8 protein-coding genes are annotated in these 15746 nt (G+C 59.0%); 3 read left to right on the top strand and 5 right to left on the bottom strand.

Features of this window, described 5'->3' with window-relative positions; genetic code table 11:
* The first annotated feature begins 13 nt into the window (after positions 1 to 13).
* Together recF and gyrB are read left to right on the top strand one after the other, a co-directional pair.
* Positions 14 to 1141 carry a DNA replication/repair protein RecF gene (gene recF, locus NLK58_RS13125; protein ID WP_117618939.1) on the top strand — a complete coding sequence of 376 codons (1128 nt, stop codon included), beginning with the start codon at positions 14 to 16 and terminating at the stop codon, positions 1139 to 1141.
* A gap of 55 nt (positions 1142 to 1196) precedes the next feature.
* Positions 1197 to 3611: a DNA topoisomerase (ATP-hydrolyzing) subunit B gene (gene gyrB, locus NLK58_RS13120; protein ID WP_117618938.1), complete on the top strand. Its 2415-nt coding sequence runs from the start codon at positions 1197 to 1199 to the stop codon at positions 3609 to 3611.
* A gap of 92 nt (positions 3612 to 3703) precedes the next feature.
* Here the strand turns inward: gyrB and NLK58_RS13115 are convergent, their stop codons facing one another.
* From NLK58_RS13115 to NLK58_RS13105, 3 genes are all read right to left on the bottom strand, one after another.
* Positions 3704 to 4456, bottom strand: coding sequence for a VC0807 family protein (locus NLK58_RS13115; protein WP_341580941.1), 753 nt, complete (start codon positions 4454 to 4456; stop codon positions 3704 to 3706).
* A gap of 151 nt (positions 4457 to 4607) precedes the next feature.
* Entirely contained in the window at positions 4608 to 5885 is a 1278-nt protein-coding gene (gabT, locus tag NLK58_RS13110) for a 4-aminobutyrate--2-oxoglutarate transaminase (RefSeq protein ID WP_117618936.1), read from the bottom strand.
* Between the two features lie 89 nt (positions 5886 to 5974).
* The gene (locus tag NLK58_RS13105) at positions 5975 to 7705 is read right to left on the bottom strand and encodes an ABC transporter transmembrane domain-containing protein (protein WP_341582804.1); all 1731 of its coding nucleotides are present in this window, start codon (positions 7703 to 7705) and stop codon (positions 5975 to 5977) included.
* Positions 7706 to 7958: 253 nt separating this feature from the next.
* Between NLK58_RS13105 and NLK58_RS13100 the strand changes: the two genes are divergently transcribed.
* Positions 7959 to 9770, top strand: coding sequence for an ABC transporter ATP-binding protein/permease (locus NLK58_RS13100; protein WP_341580940.1), 1812 nt, complete (start codon positions 7959 to 7961; stop codon positions 9768 to 9770).
* Here the strand turns inward: NLK58_RS13100 and recD are convergent.
* Together recD and recB are read right to left on the bottom strand one after the other, a co-directional pair.
* The gene (gene recD / locus NLK58_RS13095) at positions 9757 to 12024 is read right to left on the bottom strand and encodes an exodeoxyribonuclease V subunit alpha (protein ID WP_341580939.1); all 2268 of its coding nucleotides are present in this window, start codon (positions 12022 to 12024) and stop codon (positions 9757 to 9759) included. The two genes, NLK58_RS13100 and recD, sit on opposite strands and share 14 nt — an antisense overlap.
* Positions 12021 to 15740, bottom strand: a complete 3720-nt coding sequence (recB, locus tag NLK58_RS13090; RefSeq protein WP_341580938.1) for an exodeoxyribonuclease V subunit beta — start codon at positions 15738 to 15740, stop codon at positions 12021 to 12023. The genes recD and recB overlap by 4 nt, the downstream gene beginning before the upstream one ends.
* Positions 15741 to 15746: the final 6 nt, after the last annotated feature.

The following is a 15746-nucleotide window of genomic DNA, read 5'->3' as shown; positions in this document are numbered from 1 at the left end:
AGTTCTCTTGTCTATGGCGTTAGTTAAATTCCAGACTGAAAACTTCCGCAATCTGTCGTCGGCGCCCGTGACCTTTTCTCCTTCCTTTAACCTCCTGTATGGAGAGAACGGCAGTGGCAAAACCAGCGTTCTGGAAGCTATTGGTTATCTGGGGTTGGGGAGATCGTTCCGGGTAAATCGGCATCAGGCGGTAGTGCACCATGGTGAGCAGCGATTCACCGTGTTTGGCGGACTCGATCACGGACTGACGGACGATGCCAGGAAAAGCGGTAATGGTCTGGTACATCGGTTGGGTATCTCCCGCGATGTGGTGCAGAAAGAGACTGCGTTGCGGGTCGACGGCGAAGGCGTTCGTAGTTTGTCCTCGCTTGCAATGCATTTACCGGTATCGGTGATTGATCCGGGCGTTTTCGATGTCGTTGCCGGGGGGCCGGGGAAACGACGGCAGTTCCTCGATTGGGCAGTGTTCCACGTGGAACCTTCATTTGCGTCAGTGTGGCAGCAATGTCAGAGAGTGACATCACAGCGGAATCAAACGCTCAGAAATGGTAGACTGGACGAATCCTTATTGCGGGTCTGGGACCGCCAGTACGCTGCCTTGAGTGACCGGATCAATGACGCCCGAATCAATACGTTTGTCCGCTTCAAGGCCGCATTCGAAGCGCTGGTCAGGGAAGTTGAAGTGCAGTGGACCGAAGGGTTGAAGCTCGAATTTTACGCCGGGTGGGATGCCACTCAATCCCTGGTGGACGTACTGGTAGGCCATCGGGAGCAGGAGCGTAAAATGGGGCACACCCTTTATGGGCCCAACCGCGCGGATATCCGGTTGAGGTTTCAGGGACGGCCCGTTGCGGAAACCTTCTCCCGGGGCCAGCAGAAAACCCTGGTAATTTTGATGAAGATTGCCCAAGGCATGGTGTTGAGTGACATGGGCAAACAGGTGACCTTTTTGCTTGACGATATTAATGCCGAGCTGGATGAAGGGCACAGGGCGATGTTGGCCCGCAGGTTACAGGCATTGCGTTGTCAGGTGTTTATTACGTCGATCGAACGGCCTCGGGTTGGTCAGCTTTGGCCGGACGGGAAGGCACCAGAATACAGAATGTTCCACGTGGAACATGGCAAATTGATGGAAGAATAAGACCGGTGCGGAACGCTAAGATGCCCCGGCCTAATCACGCTTCAGGAGTTTCCGAATGAGTGAATCGAACTACAATTCCTCCAGTATCAAAGTCTTGAAGGGACTGGATGCGGTGCGAAAACGGCCCGGCATGTACATCGGTGATACCGATGATGGCACAGGCCTGCACCACATGGTCTTTGAATTGGTGGATAACTCCATCGATGAAGCGCTGGCGGGCCACTGCTCCGAGATCGGCGTTGTTATTCACCCCGATGAATCGGTAACGGTAAAAGACAATGGTCGTGGTATTCCGGTGGACCTGCACGAGGAAGAAGGCGTCTCCGCCGCCGAAGTTATCATGACGGTTCTGCACGCCGGTGGTAAATTTGATGATAATTCCTACAAGGTCTCCGGTGGTCTGCATGGCGTAGGCGTGTCGGTTGTTAATGCCTTGTCCTCTACCCTGACCCTGACCATTCGTCGCGATGGCAAGGTCTACGAGCAAACCTATACCCACGGTGTACCGGACGCCCCTTTGGGCCCCGTTGGTGAAACCGACGCATCCGGTACCAAGGTTCACTTCATTCCGTCACCGGAGACCTTCACCCATATCGAATTCCACTACGACATTCTGGCCAAGCGCCTGCGGGAGCTTGCGTTCCTGAACAGTGGTGTGCGCATTCGTCTCACAGACGAGCGCAGCGGCAGAGAAGAAGTGTTTGAATACGAAGGCGGTTTGCGGGCATTTGTTGAGCATCTGAACACCAACAAGACGCCGATTAACCGGGTGTTCCACTTCAACCGTGAGCGTGAAGACGGCATCGCCGTGGAAGTGGCGATGCAGTGGAACGATGCCTTCCAGGAAAACCTTTACTGTTTCACCAACAACATTCCCCAGCGGGATGGTGGTACTCACCTGGCCGGTTTCCGCGCCGCCCTGACCCGGTCCCTGAACAACTATATCGAGCACGAAGGCCTCGGTAAGAAAGCGAAGGTCGCTACGTCTGGTGATGATGCCCGGGAAGGCCTGACCGCGATTGTCAGCGTCAAGGTCCCAGATCCGAAGTTTTCTTCCCAGACCAAAGACAAGCTGGTGTCGTCGGAAGTGAAAACTGCGGTCGAACAGGAGCTGTATCAGAGCTTCGCCGATTACCTTCAGGAACAGCCCAACGAAGCCAAGCTGATCGTCAACAAGATGATTGAAGCGGCCAGGGCCCGTGAGGCGGCGCGCAAGGCCCGTGATATGACCCGTCGCAAGGGCGCTTTGGATATTGCCGGCCTGCCTGGAAAACTGGCGGATTGTCAGGAGAAGGATCCGGCACTTTCAGAACTGTACATTGTGGAGGGTGACTCGGCCGGTGGCAGTGCCAAACAGGGCCGGGACCGCAAGACCCAGGCGATCCTGCCGTTGAAGGGCAAGATCCTGAACGTGGAGAAAGCCCGGTTCGACAAGATGCTGTCCTCAGCAGAGGTCGGTACCCTGATCACCGCCCTTGGCTGCGGAATCGGCCGGGAGGAATTCAACCCGGACAAACTTCGGTACCATTCCATCATCATCATGACCGATGCGGATGTGGACGGCTCCCACATCCGTACCCTGCTGCTGACTTTCCTGTTCCGCCAGATGCGCGAAATCATCGAACGTGGCCATGTCTTTATTGCCATGCCGCCGCTGTACAAGGTCAAGCGAGGTAAACAGGAACAGTACCTGAAGGATGAGAAAGCCAAGGAGGCCTACCTCACCCAGACGGCTCTGGAAGGCGCACAGCTGTACGTAAACCCTGAAGCACCGGCGATCAAGGACTCCGCGCTGGAAACCATGGTTAAGGACTATCAGGCCGTGATGGCCATGATCGGAAGGCTGTCCCGGGCGTATCCCGCCAAGGTGCTGGAACAGATGCTTCAGAACATCACTCTCAAGTCAGAGCACCTGAAGGATGAAGAAACGGTGACCCGCTGGGTCGCACGCCTGGGCGAGGGGCTGGATCTGGATACCCGTACCGGCACCAAGTACACGTTCTCGGTCACTAAGGATCCCGAGCGGGATCTGTACCTGCCGAAGGTCACCATCTATGTTCACGGGATTCCCCATGAGCACGTCTTCAGCCATGAATTCTTTGAGTCGTCTTCCTACGGCGCTATTGCCCGCATGGGCGAAACCCTGGATGGCCTGATTGAAGAGGGTGCCTATATCCAGCGTGGTGAGCGCAAGCAGCCGGTTCTGTCCTTTGAAGGCGCTCTGGACTGGTTGATGAAGGAAGCCCAGCGTGGCTTGAGTATTCAGCGTTACAAGGGCCTCGGTGAAATGAACCCGGATCAGCTGTGGGAAACCACCATGGATCCGGAAACCCGTCGCATGATGAAAGTGACCATTGAAGATGCCTTCGCGGCCGACCAGATATTCACCACCCTGATGGGTGACGATGTGGAGCCGCGGCGTAACTTTATCCAGACCAACGCTCTGGAAGTCACCAACCTGGACATTTGATTCGTCAACGTTCTGATGAATAAAAAAAGCGGCGAAGGTTACTAACCTTCGCCGCTTTTTTTCGTCCAGGATTTACCGTTATCAGCGTTGTTCTATTTCCTTGATGTCGATTCCGCGGACTTTTCCTTTTCAGCAAGGTGCGGCGCCATAACCTCTTCCAGGGTAAACCCGGTCAGTCGGCGAATGGTGCGCCACAGGTAGTAAAAAATGAGCACCATCATCACCATCGAGGGAACGGCAATCATGGGATAGCTGACCAGCGTCATTTGGCCAAGCTCTTCGTTGAAGGCCTCGGTCCCGGAGGGGCTGACCACGATCCACTTGGCGAGCACGTAATTCATGATCGACGAGAACAGAAACGTGCCTGCAAAAAAGTAGCTGGCCTTCTGTAGCCGTTGTTCGAATTCGTCGACCTGATTGTGTTCTTCCAGAGAGCGCTGGATCTTCTCAACATCCAGTACGTTCGGGTTATACAGCAGGGTCCGGACCAGCGGGTACTTCGTCCATGTGGATATCAGTACGGCCAGACCAATGATGGCAGGAATCGCTGCTTCCTTGATGGCGAGCCAGCCGGCATCCAGCTCCAGTAATCCGATGCCTCCTGTGAGCCCCACACTGATCAGACCCAGCACTGCAATAAAATTCTTCTTGTGGTACTTAACCAGCTCGAACAGCCCCCAGCCCAGGGGAAAGGCGAGCCCGATCAGCAAGGCATTCACACTGCCCAAGTGCTCATCGCCACTGAGTTTCATCAGGATCACGGAAGGAATAATGATACTGACCAGCAGATCGACCCAGGGCCTTGGTTTGTGGTCCGGAATGTTGGAGGAACTCGGAGAGGTCATGGTTTAGCCTGGTTGGTGAAACAACAGCAGGCCGAACGGCACTGCCGGAGAACTCACCGCAGTATACGATGAATCCGAAGGCTTGCGTAGGCGCACAAAAAAGCCGGGCCCTTGAGCCCGGCTTTGATCTTCACAGAAAGTCTAAAGGGTTTTAAGCCCCAACTTCCTTCAGGCTCTCTTCCACAATCGCGAGCCCTTCTTCCAGCACATCGTCCCCAATGGTCACCGGCATCAGGAACCGCAAGGTATTGCCGTACATACCACAACTCAGCAGAATCAGCCCCTTCTCCTTGGCCTTCTTGGTCACCGCAGCCGCCAATTCCGGCTTCGGCGTATGGCTGGATTTGCTTTCTACCAGCTCAAAAGCCGCCATGGGACCGAGGTTGCGGACGTTATCCACATGCTCGAACTGCTCCTGCCACTGGCTGAAACGCTTGTTCAGCTTTTCGCCGAGTGCCTGGGCCTTGCCAAGGATGTCCTCTTCCTTGAACACATCGAATACCGCCAAAGCTGCAGCACAGGCGGTCGGGCTGCCGGTGTAGGTACCGCCCAGAGAGTTTGGTCCGGAAGCATCCATGTGCTTGTCCGTACCCACGATGGCCGAAATTGGCATACCGTCGGCCATACTCTTGGCCATGGTTATCAGGTCCGGCTCAATACCGCTGTGTTCAATGGCAAACATCTTGCCGGTACGGCCAAAGCCGCTCTGAACTTCGTCCACAATCATCAGGATGTCGTTGTCATCGCAGATCTTGCGGATTTCCTTCAGGAAACTGGTCGGTGCGGCGTAAAAACCGCCCTCGCCCAGTACCGGCTCAATCACGATGGCCGCCGTATTGTTGGCCGGTGAGTCCGCTTTCATGGTCATCTTCAAACCACGAAGTGCTTCGTCTTCGCTGACCCCGTGATACGGCACCGGGTATGGTGCGCGGTAAACCGTGCCTGGCATCGGCCCGAAATCGGTCTGGTAGGGCGCCGCTTTACCGTTCATGGCCATGGTGTAGAAGGTACGGCCGTGATAACCACCATCGAAGCAGATCACGTTGGTTTTGCCAGTGGCTGCCCGGGCGATCTTCATTGCGTTTTCCAGGGCTTCCGCACCGGAGTTGGCCAGCATAACCTTGGCGTGGCCCTTGACCGGAGCCACTTCGCTGAGCTTCTGCGCCAGCTTTACGTAGCCCTCATAGGGCATCACCGTCTGGCAGGTGTGCATCAGCTTGTCCAGCTGGGCCTTTACCGCCTCTACCACTTTCGGGTGGCGGTGGCCGATGTTAAGTACGCCGATGCCGCCGGCAAAATCGATCATGCGTTTGCCGTCTGCATCCCACAGCTCCGCATTCGTTGCATGGTCGGCAAACTGTTCATTGGGACTTGCCGCGCCCGCTGCAACGTAGCGTTCTTTGAGTGCCTGCAATTCTTTATTGCTCACTTTGCCATTCTCCCTGGGTTCAGGTTCAGAAGTTTCACCTACCAGTGTAAGTAGTACGGTGACAGGAAACAAACCGACTATTGTCGCTGTCAGGCGGCGTTTTCCCGAAACTGCAGTTTTGCCAGCCGCCGATAGAGACCATTATGGCGCATTAATTCGTCGTGGGTACCCACGGCCAGCAGGCGGCCCTGATCGAGAACCGCGATGCGATCTGCGTCTCTGACGGTCGCCAGTCGATGGGCAATCACCAGCGTGGTGCGCCCGGTTGTGAGTGCTGGCATGGCTTGCTGAATGAGATTTTCACTCTCCGCATCCAGCGCACTGGTGGCTTCGTCCAGCAGGAGAATCGGGGCATCGGCCAACAAGGCCCGGGCGATGGCAAGGCGCTGCTTCTGCCCGCCGGACAATCCCAGGCCGGCATCCCCCAGGGATGTCCCGTAGCCCTTGGGCAGGCTCTGGATAAAGTCATGGGCGTAGGCTATCCGTGCGGCCTGCTCGACATCCCCCTGGCTCGCATCCGGACGGGCATAGCGGATGTTGTCCGCCACCGTGCCATGAAACAGCGCCGGGTTCTGGGGCACCAGGGCAAAACACCGGCGCAAGGATTCCAGAGACAGGTCAGCCGTATTTATCCCGTCAATCAGAATCCGGCCCTGACCGGGCTGGTAAAAATGCAGTAACAGATCGAACAGGGTCGATTTGCCCGCGCCAGACGGGCCCACCAGTGCCAGGGTTTCTCCGGCTTTCACCTCCAGGGTAAAGTCAGAGAGTGCAGGCTGCTCCGGACGCCCAGGGTAACTGAAGCCCAGGTGCTCAATGCGGATCTCGCCTTTGATGGGATCCGGAAGGGCTTTGCCCGCATTCTTTCGAACAAATTCCGGCTCCGTTTGCAGCAGTTCGAACAGCCGCGCCGCCGAGCCTGCTGCTCTCTGAAGTTCACCAATCACCTCACTGATGGCGCCTGCCGCCACCCCCACCAGCAGGCTGTAGAATACAAACGCCGCCAGTTCACCGGGGCTGATGCGGCCATGAATGACATCCAGCCCGCCAATCCAGATGACGATGCCCACGGCCCCCATCACCAGGGAAATGGCCAGAGTGGTCAGCCAGGCGCGCTGACGGATACGCTGCCGGGCAATCTCGAAGGCCTTTTCCGAAACCCCGGCAAAAAAGCGCCGGTCATGGGGCTGGTGATTGAAGGCCTGAACGGTCTTGATCTGGGTCAGGTTCTCGCCCACGTAGCTGCCGACGTCCGCGACCCGGTCCTGACTGAGACGGGACAGCGCCCGCACCCGCCTGCCGAAAAACAGGATCGGTGCGATCACCAGGGGAAACCCCAGCAGAATGATACTGGCCAGTTTGGCGTTGGTAATGAACAGGAGCAGCAAACCCCCAACCAGCATGAGGGCGTTGCGCAGGGCAATGGACACGGTGGAGCCAATCACCGACTGCAGCACCGTGGTATCCGCGGTAAACCGCGACTGGATTTCCAGGGCACGGTTCTGCTCAAAGAAGCCGGGATGAAGATCAATCAGGTGGTTGAATACCTTCTTGCGAATGTCCGCCACCACCCGTTCGCCGATCCACGACACCAGATAGAACCGGGTAAACGAGCCGAATGCCAGGCCCAGCACCAGCACAAAGAACAGACCGATAGCTTTTGCCAGATTCTCAGGGGATTCGGTGGCCAATCCCTGATCCACAAGGATTCGTAAACCCTGACCAAGACCCAGAGTAATTCCCGCAGTGAAAATCAACGCCACCAGAGCACCGGCCACGGCTCGGCGGTAGGGGCTGATAAATCCAATAACCAGTTTCAGGGCCTTGCGGTGACGGGTTCTGATGATGTGCCTCCTGAGTGCCGGCTGCTGTAGACTCTGGCAACCATACGATTTGTTCTCCAACAGGACCTATCATACATCCGGGTAGAGCGCGAGTGGGTGGTAGTGACTTCCGGGACACGCTGTAAATAGGTCCCTGTACGCTCGGCAAAAGCCATCCATGGCTTTTGACGGTCCCGGAAGACACTCTACCACCCACTCGCGCTCCCCAACCTTGGAGTTATTCGCAACAGTGAGAGCCTACGCTGATAACGATTATCCCGCTGACCACAAACCCGACTGGAAAGTGATTGCCGGTCTCTGGCCTTATCTGGCCGAGTTTCGGGGCCGGGTGGCCCTGGCTCTGGCATTGCTGGTCCTGGCTAAACTGGCAACGGTGGCCACTCCGGTGGCGCTGAAGTACATCGTCGACTATCTGGACCAGACCCGTGGCGCGGACATGCTGCTGTGGATTCCGGTGGTACTGGTGGTGGCTTATGGTTCGCTGCGTTTTGGGGCCACCCTGTTCAGCGAATTGCGGGATGCGGTGTTCGCCCGTGTAGCAGAGCGTGCCATGCGTCGGGTGTCGTTGCGGGTCTTCGAGCACCTGCATCACCGGGAACTGGCCTTCCATCTGGATCGAAAAACCGGAGGCCTGGCCAGGGATATCGAACGGGGCACCAACGGCATCAGTTTCCTGCTGCGTTTCACCCTGTTCAATATTGCCCCCACCCTTCTGGAAATCCTGATGGTCGCCGGCATCCTGTTCGTGGCGTTCAATGTGGGATATGTCCTGGCCATTCTGGTGGCTGTGGCCGTTTATGTGGTCTTTTCCATCAAAATTACCGAGTGGCGTACCCGGTTTGTGCGGGAGGCCAATGCCCGGGATAACCAGTCCAACTCCCGGGCGATAGACAGTCTGCTTAACTATGAAACCGTCAAGTACTTCAACAATGAGCGCTATGAATCGCAGTTGTACGACGTGGATCTTGAGGACTGGGAACAGGCACGGCTGAAGAACCGCCTGTCACTGGCGGCCCTGAACTCGGGCCAGGCGCTGATCATCGGCCTGGCGATGATCGTGATTATGGCCATGGCAGTGCGGGAAGTGGCGAGCGGCGCGATTACCCTTGGTGACTTCACCATGATCAACGCCTACCTGTTGCAGCTGTTTATTCCCCTGAATGCATTGGGTTTTGTATATCGGGAAATCCGTCAGGCGCTGGTCAATATCGAGCGGCTGTTCAAACTGCTCGGGGACGAGCCGGCCATTCAGGATGCACCGGAGGCCAGGGAACTGGCTGTGGATAACGCTGAGGTGCGCTTCGACCACATTCACTTTGCCTATCGCCCGGATCGCCCGATTCTGCAGGATGTGAATTTTTCCATTCCGGCCGGCCATACGGTGGCCGTGGTCGGCGCCAGTGGTGCCGGCAAGTCTACCCTCGCCCGCCTGCTGTTCCGTTTCTACGATGTCGATAAAGGGGCCATCCGCATTGATGGTCAGGATATCCGCCAGGTCACCCAGGACAGTCTGAGATCGGCCATCGGTGTGGTGCCCCAGGATACGGTGCTGTTCAACGATACCCTTTACCGGAACCTGGCTTATGGGCGGCCAGAGGCCACGGAAGAAGATGTGTACCGGGCAGCGCGCCTGGCGCATCTGGAAGATTTTATCCACAGCCTGCCGGATGGCTATGAAACCAAAGTGGGTGAGCGCGGTTTGAAACTATCGGGTGGCGAGAAACAACGGGTGGCCATTGCCCGGGTGATTCTCAAGAACCCGCCGTTGCTGATTCTGGATGAGGCTACCTCTTCCCTGGATTCGTTGTCGGAACAGGCGATCCTGGGCGCACTGAAGGAAGTCAGCCAGCAGCGGACGACGCTGGTGATTGCCCACCGCCTTTCCACTATCCGTGATGCCAACACCATCCTGGTGATGGACGGCGGCCGGATCGTCGAGAGTGGCAGCCACAACGCGCTGCTGGCCGCCGGTGGCCACTACGCCCATCTGTGGGCGCAGCAGCACCGGAGTAGCGACGACACAGACACTAGCCCTCGCTGAGTCTCCTGGCTAGCCCGGAGGCGCGGATTACCTGCTGCCCAACGCTGTCTTTCAGAACCTGGGAGTCGCCGGTAATCAGGCTGAACCAGTTTTTCGCCCGGGTGATGCCGGTGTAGATCAGCTCCCTGGTCAGCACCGGGCTGAGGCGGTCCGGCAGTACCAGGCAGGTATGGTTGAACTCGGAGCCCTGGGATTTGTGCACGGTCATGGCGTACACGGTTTCCTGTTGCTGTAGCCGGCTGGGGGAAATCCAGCGGATGGCTCCAGTGCTGTCGCCGCTCGGGAAGGCGACCCGCAGCGTGTCTTTGGGTTCACCGGATTCGGTCCTGTCCCAGGGCACGTTGAAGGTAATGCCGATATCCCCGTTCATCAGGCCCAGGTTGTAGTCGTTGCCGGTGACCAACACCGGCCGGCCAGCGTACCAGCCTTCCGCCCTGGGGATCAGCTTTTCCGCCAACAGATGCCGGGCAACCCGGTCGTTCAGACCTTCCACCCCCCAGGGACCCTTGCGCAGGGCACAGAGGATCTGAAAGTCGTTGAAGGCGTCCAGAACCCGAACCGCCAGGGCATCCCAGTCTTCGCGAGGACTGGTTTCTGTCAGGCCGTGATCCTGCATCCGTTTCAGGTAATGGCAATAACCGACTGGCGGCGGTAACTCCTTGTTATTCAATACCCGACCCTGCCCGGCGTTGCGGAAAGCCTCCGGCGTGCCGGTAATGGCATGGCGGCAAATCAGCGCCTGTGTTTGCTCCGGATCTGGCCTTGCTTTGTCGCCATTCAGCCAGACCACATCCTCGAACTCTGCTTCCCGGATCTGGTGCAGCACAGCGCTATCAAGAGCGTTGGTGTTCACAGCGTCCGAGAGCGCCCGGATACCGCTGTCTTGCTGGAACCGGTAGCTCTTGCGCAGCATGGCCACGGCCTGGTCCAGGGGTTGGCCGCCAGGATCAATCAGGGTCTCCGGAACCTGATTGCCGGTGATGGCGGTAAGCCACCGGGCGGTTTCCGGGGTGTAATGCGCTTTCAGAGCACGCTGGCACAGCTCACCCAATACCGCACCGGCATCCACCGAGGCCAGCTGGTCCTTGTCCCCCAGCAGGATCAGTTGGGCATTGGCGGGCAGGGCGTCGAACACCGAGGCCATCAGGTCCACATCCACCATGGAGGCTTCGTCGATCACCAGAATGTCCACCAGCAACGGGTTGTCGCGGTTGTGGCGGAACCTGCGGGTATCCGGCCGGCTACCAAGCAGGCGGTGCAGGGTGGTGACCCTGGTGGGAATATCCTCCAGCTGTATGTTGCCCGGCAGTTGGTCCAGTGGCAGACGACTGACCGCACCGCCAATGGATTCGTTCAGGCGGGCGGCAGCCTTGCCGGTGGGGGCGGCCAGACGAATGCGGTATTTCCGGCCGGCCCGTTCCGGGGACTCACCTGCTACTGCCTGCAGCGCCGCCAACAGGTTGACCACGGTGGTAGTCTTGCCAGTGCCGGGGCCGCCGGTGATCACCGAAAAGCGGTTACGGGCGGCCAGGGCGCAGGCGAGTTTCTGGTAATCCACCGGTTCCGGTGACTGGAACAGTTGGTCAAGAGTTTTGGACAGGGTTTGGGCCGGGGCGGAATCCGGCTCCGCCAGGGGTGATGGCAGGGCCAGACGCTGCTGAATCCCTTCGGCAATGCGCTGTTCATAGCGCCAGAAACGGCGCAGGTAGAGCCGGGTCTCGTTCACTACCAGGGGAGTAGTCAGTGAGCCATCACTAACCGCTAGAGAACCGTTCAGGGCGGCTTGGCAATCGGCCAGGGTAATCCGCGTAAGCAGATCGCCGGGTTTCAGCTGGCTCAGCCCGGCCGCTTCGGATTCGGTGAGGGTGTCGCGAACTGGCTCCTCCGGCGGCAGCGACAGGGTGTTGCCTGTATCCGCCAGCAGGTTGGCCAGATCAATACAGACATGGCCCCGGCCCACTTGATGGGAGGTCAATGCCGCCAGCAGCAGAACCAGTGGATTGGGGCGTTCGCCCTGCTCTTCCGACAGTTCACAGATCAGCCGGGCAAAACCCACATCCAGGGGGCGTAGCCATTCTGCCTGTTGCCATTGCTGGAGCAGAGCCTCGGTTTTATCCAGGCTGGTGAGCAAACCAGAGGTGTCAACGGCCCTGTTTTCCGGCCCGGGCATGGGGGCGACGTGCGGGGTGGAATCCCCAAAATCCAGCGCGATCTGGTTTTCGGTATTGTGGGTGTGAGTGCGGGTACGGCTCATGCGGCCACCCTCCCTGGCACGGATTCACCATCAAACAGGGCATCCAGCTGTTCAATCAACGCTCTCGGTGGTTTGTCGGTAAAGGCGCCACCGGTGGTGGAATTGACCCCCCGCAGGAACAGGTAGACGGCGCCGCCGATGTGCTGGTCGTAGTCGTAACCGGGCAGCCGGGCTTTCAGCAACCGGTGCAGTGCCAGCAGGTACAGCACATATTGAAGGTCGTAGCGTTTATCCAGAATGGCGTTACCCATGGCCTGATCAGTGTAGGCGCTGTCTTCCTCGCCCAGGGTATTGGATTTGTAGTCCAGCACGTAATACTGCCCGTTGTGTTCAAACACCAGATCGATAAAGCCCTTGAGCATACCGTTAAAGCGGTTCTCCTCCACTCGGGGCCGGTCGGCGCCGTTCAGGGTGTAATGGGTCACCAGCTGGTCGAGCTTGCCGATGCTGACGTTGCGGCTCTCAAACCAGAATTCCAGTTCCGGGCGCAGGGTGGCCAGGTCTGCCAGGCTGACGCTTTCAGTGCCAGAGCGTTGCAGTTGTAGTGGCCGGGTGATCAGCGCCTGCAGCCAGTGTTCCAGCGGGTCCAGCCAGTCATTCCAGCCCCGGGTGCCGCACCGGCGTGTAAGTTGTTCCCGGAGCGTGGACGGATTATCCACAACCCGCTGGAAGCCATGCTGGCTGCACCATTCCAGCAGTTCGTGCAGGAAGGTGCCGGGGCCGGCGCCTTTGGGGAAATTGTGCTGGTTTCGATGAGCCGTCATCGGTGCTGTCTGCTCGCCGTCTTCCTGGGTGCTTTCCTCCAGCAGGTTCTGGGTCTGGGCGTCCTCCACCTCACCGGTGAACGCAACTCCGGTGCCGGCCATGCCGGTGTATTCGATGGCGGAGTAACTGGCAATCCACCAGTCCTCTTTCGCCTCACGGGTGGATTCCAACGCCGGGCCCAGGGCCTCCGGCGCCGGTTCGCTGTATTGAGTCTGTTCCGCTTCCGGCAGCGGGGTTATGGTAATTTCCGGTTGGCCTTCGCCCAGCCGGGTCAGGCAGTCGGTGATCCGACTCCCCGCTTCACCGGCGATCAGATAACCCAGGCCACTTTGCGGCCAGTTATCGAGGGCAGCAGCGCCTACCCAGGTCGCAAACCGGGCCCGGGTCAGGGCCACGTAGAGCTTGCGGATATCCTCGCCCAGACGCTCCCGGTCGGCCTTGGCAACGTCTTCGGCGTTGGGGTCGAAGACAGTGACCAGTTTGCCCTGGTCATCGTGGTAGCGCACAAAGGCCTGCTTTTCGCTCTGGGCCCGGTAAGCGGTGCCAAAGGGCAGGAACACCAGCGGGTATTCCAGCCCCTTGGACTTGTGCACGGTAATCACCTTTACCAGTCCGGCGTCGCTTTCCAGGCGTAAGGTGCGGTGTTCGTCTTCCTCGTCCGCCGCCCGCAGAATCCGGGTGTAGTGATGCACCAGGGCATGCTCGCCGTCCAGTTGCAGGCTGTCCTGCTGCAGCAGTTCGGCGATATGCAGGATGTCGGTCAGCCGCCGCTCGCCATCGGCCCGTTGCAGCAACCGGCCGGGCACCCCGAAATCCATCAGGAAGCTGCGCAGCATCGGCAGTACACCCTGTTTCTGCCATTGCTGCTGGTAGCCCATAAACCGTTCGATTTCCCGCTCCAGGGCAATCTCATCGGTGAGCAACCGGTCCAGGGCCTGCCAGGACTGGCTCAGGGTGGGGGTGGCCAGCGCCGCGCGAATGCAGGCCAGTTGCCGGGGCTCGGCGAAGGCCCGCAGCCAGCACAGCATTTCCTTGGCTTCCTGTGAGGTCAGCACCGAATCCCGGTCCGACAGGTACACGCTCTTGATGCGCCGGCGGCCGAGGGCATCCCGCACTGCGCTGGCTTCGTTGCGGTTGTTGACCAGAATGGCGATGTCTTTGGGGGTTACCGGTTCCAGATCTGCCGGGTTCTCCGGCAGGGCAAAGCCGGCCTGCCCGGCCTGCCCCAGCGTGAGCAGACGGGCGATCTCGCTGGCGCAGGTTTCGGCGACATCGGCGGTGGCGGTGCCTTTGGCCAGGCCCTTCGGGTTGCCGTCTTTGCCCTCTTCCCCGGATTCGTGCGTCCAGAACATCAGGCTGGATTGAACCTCGCCGTTTACCGACCACAGGCGTTTGGTGCCGTTGGCGGCCACACCCTGGAATGGCAAGGGTGAGTTGTCGCCCTTGCCGAACAGGAAAGCGCCATCGCGGCTGTGCTGGTCGCTGTGTTCAAACACCCGGTTCACCGCAGCCACCATGGGTTTGGCGGAGCGGAAGTTCTTGCCCAGCGTGTAGGTGCGCTCTTTTACGCCCTGGCGGGCCAGAAGGTAGGTGTGGATATCGGCGCCCCGGAAACCATAAATGGCCTGCTTAGGATCCCCGATCATCAGCAGGCAGGTGTCCGGATCGCTGCCTTCCACATTGTAGACCCGGTTGAAGATACGGTACTGCACCGGGTCAGTGTCCTGGAATTCGTCGATCAGCGCCACCGGGAACTGGCGGCGGATGGTGGCGGCCAGCTGATCACCCCGGGGCCCGTGCAAGGCTCCGTCCAGGCGGGTGAGCAGATCATCAAAGCCCATCTCCGAGCGTTTCTGCTTTTCCGATTCCAGCCGTTCGGCAATCCAGTGGCTGGCGTGGCGCAAAATGTCGGATTTGGCGCTGGGCTGGTTCTGGCTAAAGTCCATCAATGCTTCTATGGCTTCGAATGCCGGGTGATGGGGAGCGGGCTCCTCGCCTTTGAGAATATTGGCGAGGCCCTCAGGCGTCTGGTTTTTGAACCCGGCGGCATTGTCTATCTTGTCCGGTAACAGGTCGTCGGATTCCGCCCACGTGATCAGAGTGTCCCAGACCTTGACCATGGCGTTCTTGCTGGCGCCATGGAGCCGTTTGCTCTTGTTCAGGTCGTTCAGGAGGTCGATCACCTCTGCCTGCCACCGGTCCCAGGGATGGGCCTTCAGCGTTTGTGATTGCTGTTGACGCAGGCTGACCACCTGATTGATGGCCTGTTGCACGTTTTCCGGCGGGGTGCCCAGGCTGTCCGGATCATCGATCAGGTTGCGCACGGCCCTACGCAGGTCGGCCGGGGTTTTCCAGTGGCTCAGGGCCTCGTCCATCAGCGCCGGCGGCAGCGGGTACACAAAGGTGCGCCAGTAATCCCGGGTGACATCCTCCAGCAGTTCGCTCTGGTCGGTTTCCAGGGTGAGCTTGAACAGGCTGCCGCTGTCGAAGGCGTGCTCGCTGAGCATGCGGTTGCAGAAGCTGTGGATGGTGGACACTGCGGCTTCGTCCATCCATTCGGCGGCCAGCAGCAGCTTCTTGCGGCAGTCTGGCCATGTGGCCGGGTCCGGGTAACCTTCATTCCGAAGCTGGTAAATCAGTGCCGTTTCGGCCGGCGGATCGGACTCGTCGGGGGCATCGGAAAACACCTCGGCGGCCTGGGTCAGCCGGGTGCGGATACGGTCTCGCAGCTCTTTGGTGGCAGCCTCGGTGAAGGTAACCACCAGCAGGTTAGGCGGAAGCAGATTCTGCAGCGGGCTGTCTTCGGTCTGGCCATGGCCCAGCACCAGGCGTACGTAGAGGATGGCGATAGTGAAGGTTTTGCCGGTGCCGGCACTGGCTTCGATCAGGGCGCTGCCTTTCAGGGGCAGGGCGAGGGGGTTCAGACTGCGGCCAAGGGTGTGGTTGTTCATTTTGGG

Origin of the sequence: Marinobacter metalliresistant (assembly GCF_038098645.1) — a bacterium.
Lineage (GTDB): Bacteria > Pseudomonadota > Gammaproteobacteria > Pseudomonadales > Oleiphilaceae > Marinobacter > Marinobacter metalliresistant.
The sequence above is the reverse complement of the archived record's forward strand: the minus strand, read 5'-3'. Positions and strand labels throughout refer to the sequence as shown.

What these genes read in the sequence shown, in the direction of transcription:
- recD (WP_341580939.1), bottom strand. Translation starts at nt 12,024, where the DNA reads ATGAGCCGTACCCGCACTCACACCCACAATACCGAAAACCAGATCGCG.
- recF (WP_117618939.1), top strand. Translation starts at nt 14, where the DNA reads ATGGCGTTAGTTAAATTCCAGACTGAAAACTTCCGCAATCTGTCGTCG.
- gyrB (WP_117618938.1), top strand. Translation starts at nt 1,197, where the DNA reads ATGAGTGAATCGAACTACAATTCCTCCAGTATCAAAGTCTTGAAGGGA.
- recB (WP_341580938.1), bottom strand. Translation starts at nt 15,740, where the DNA reads ATGAACAACCACACCCTTGGCCGCAGTCTGAACCCCCTCGCCCTGCCC.
- NLK58_RS13115 (WP_341580941.1), bottom strand. Translation starts at nt 4,456, where the DNA reads ATGACCTCTCCGAGTTCCTCCAACATTCCGGACCACAAACCAAGGCCC.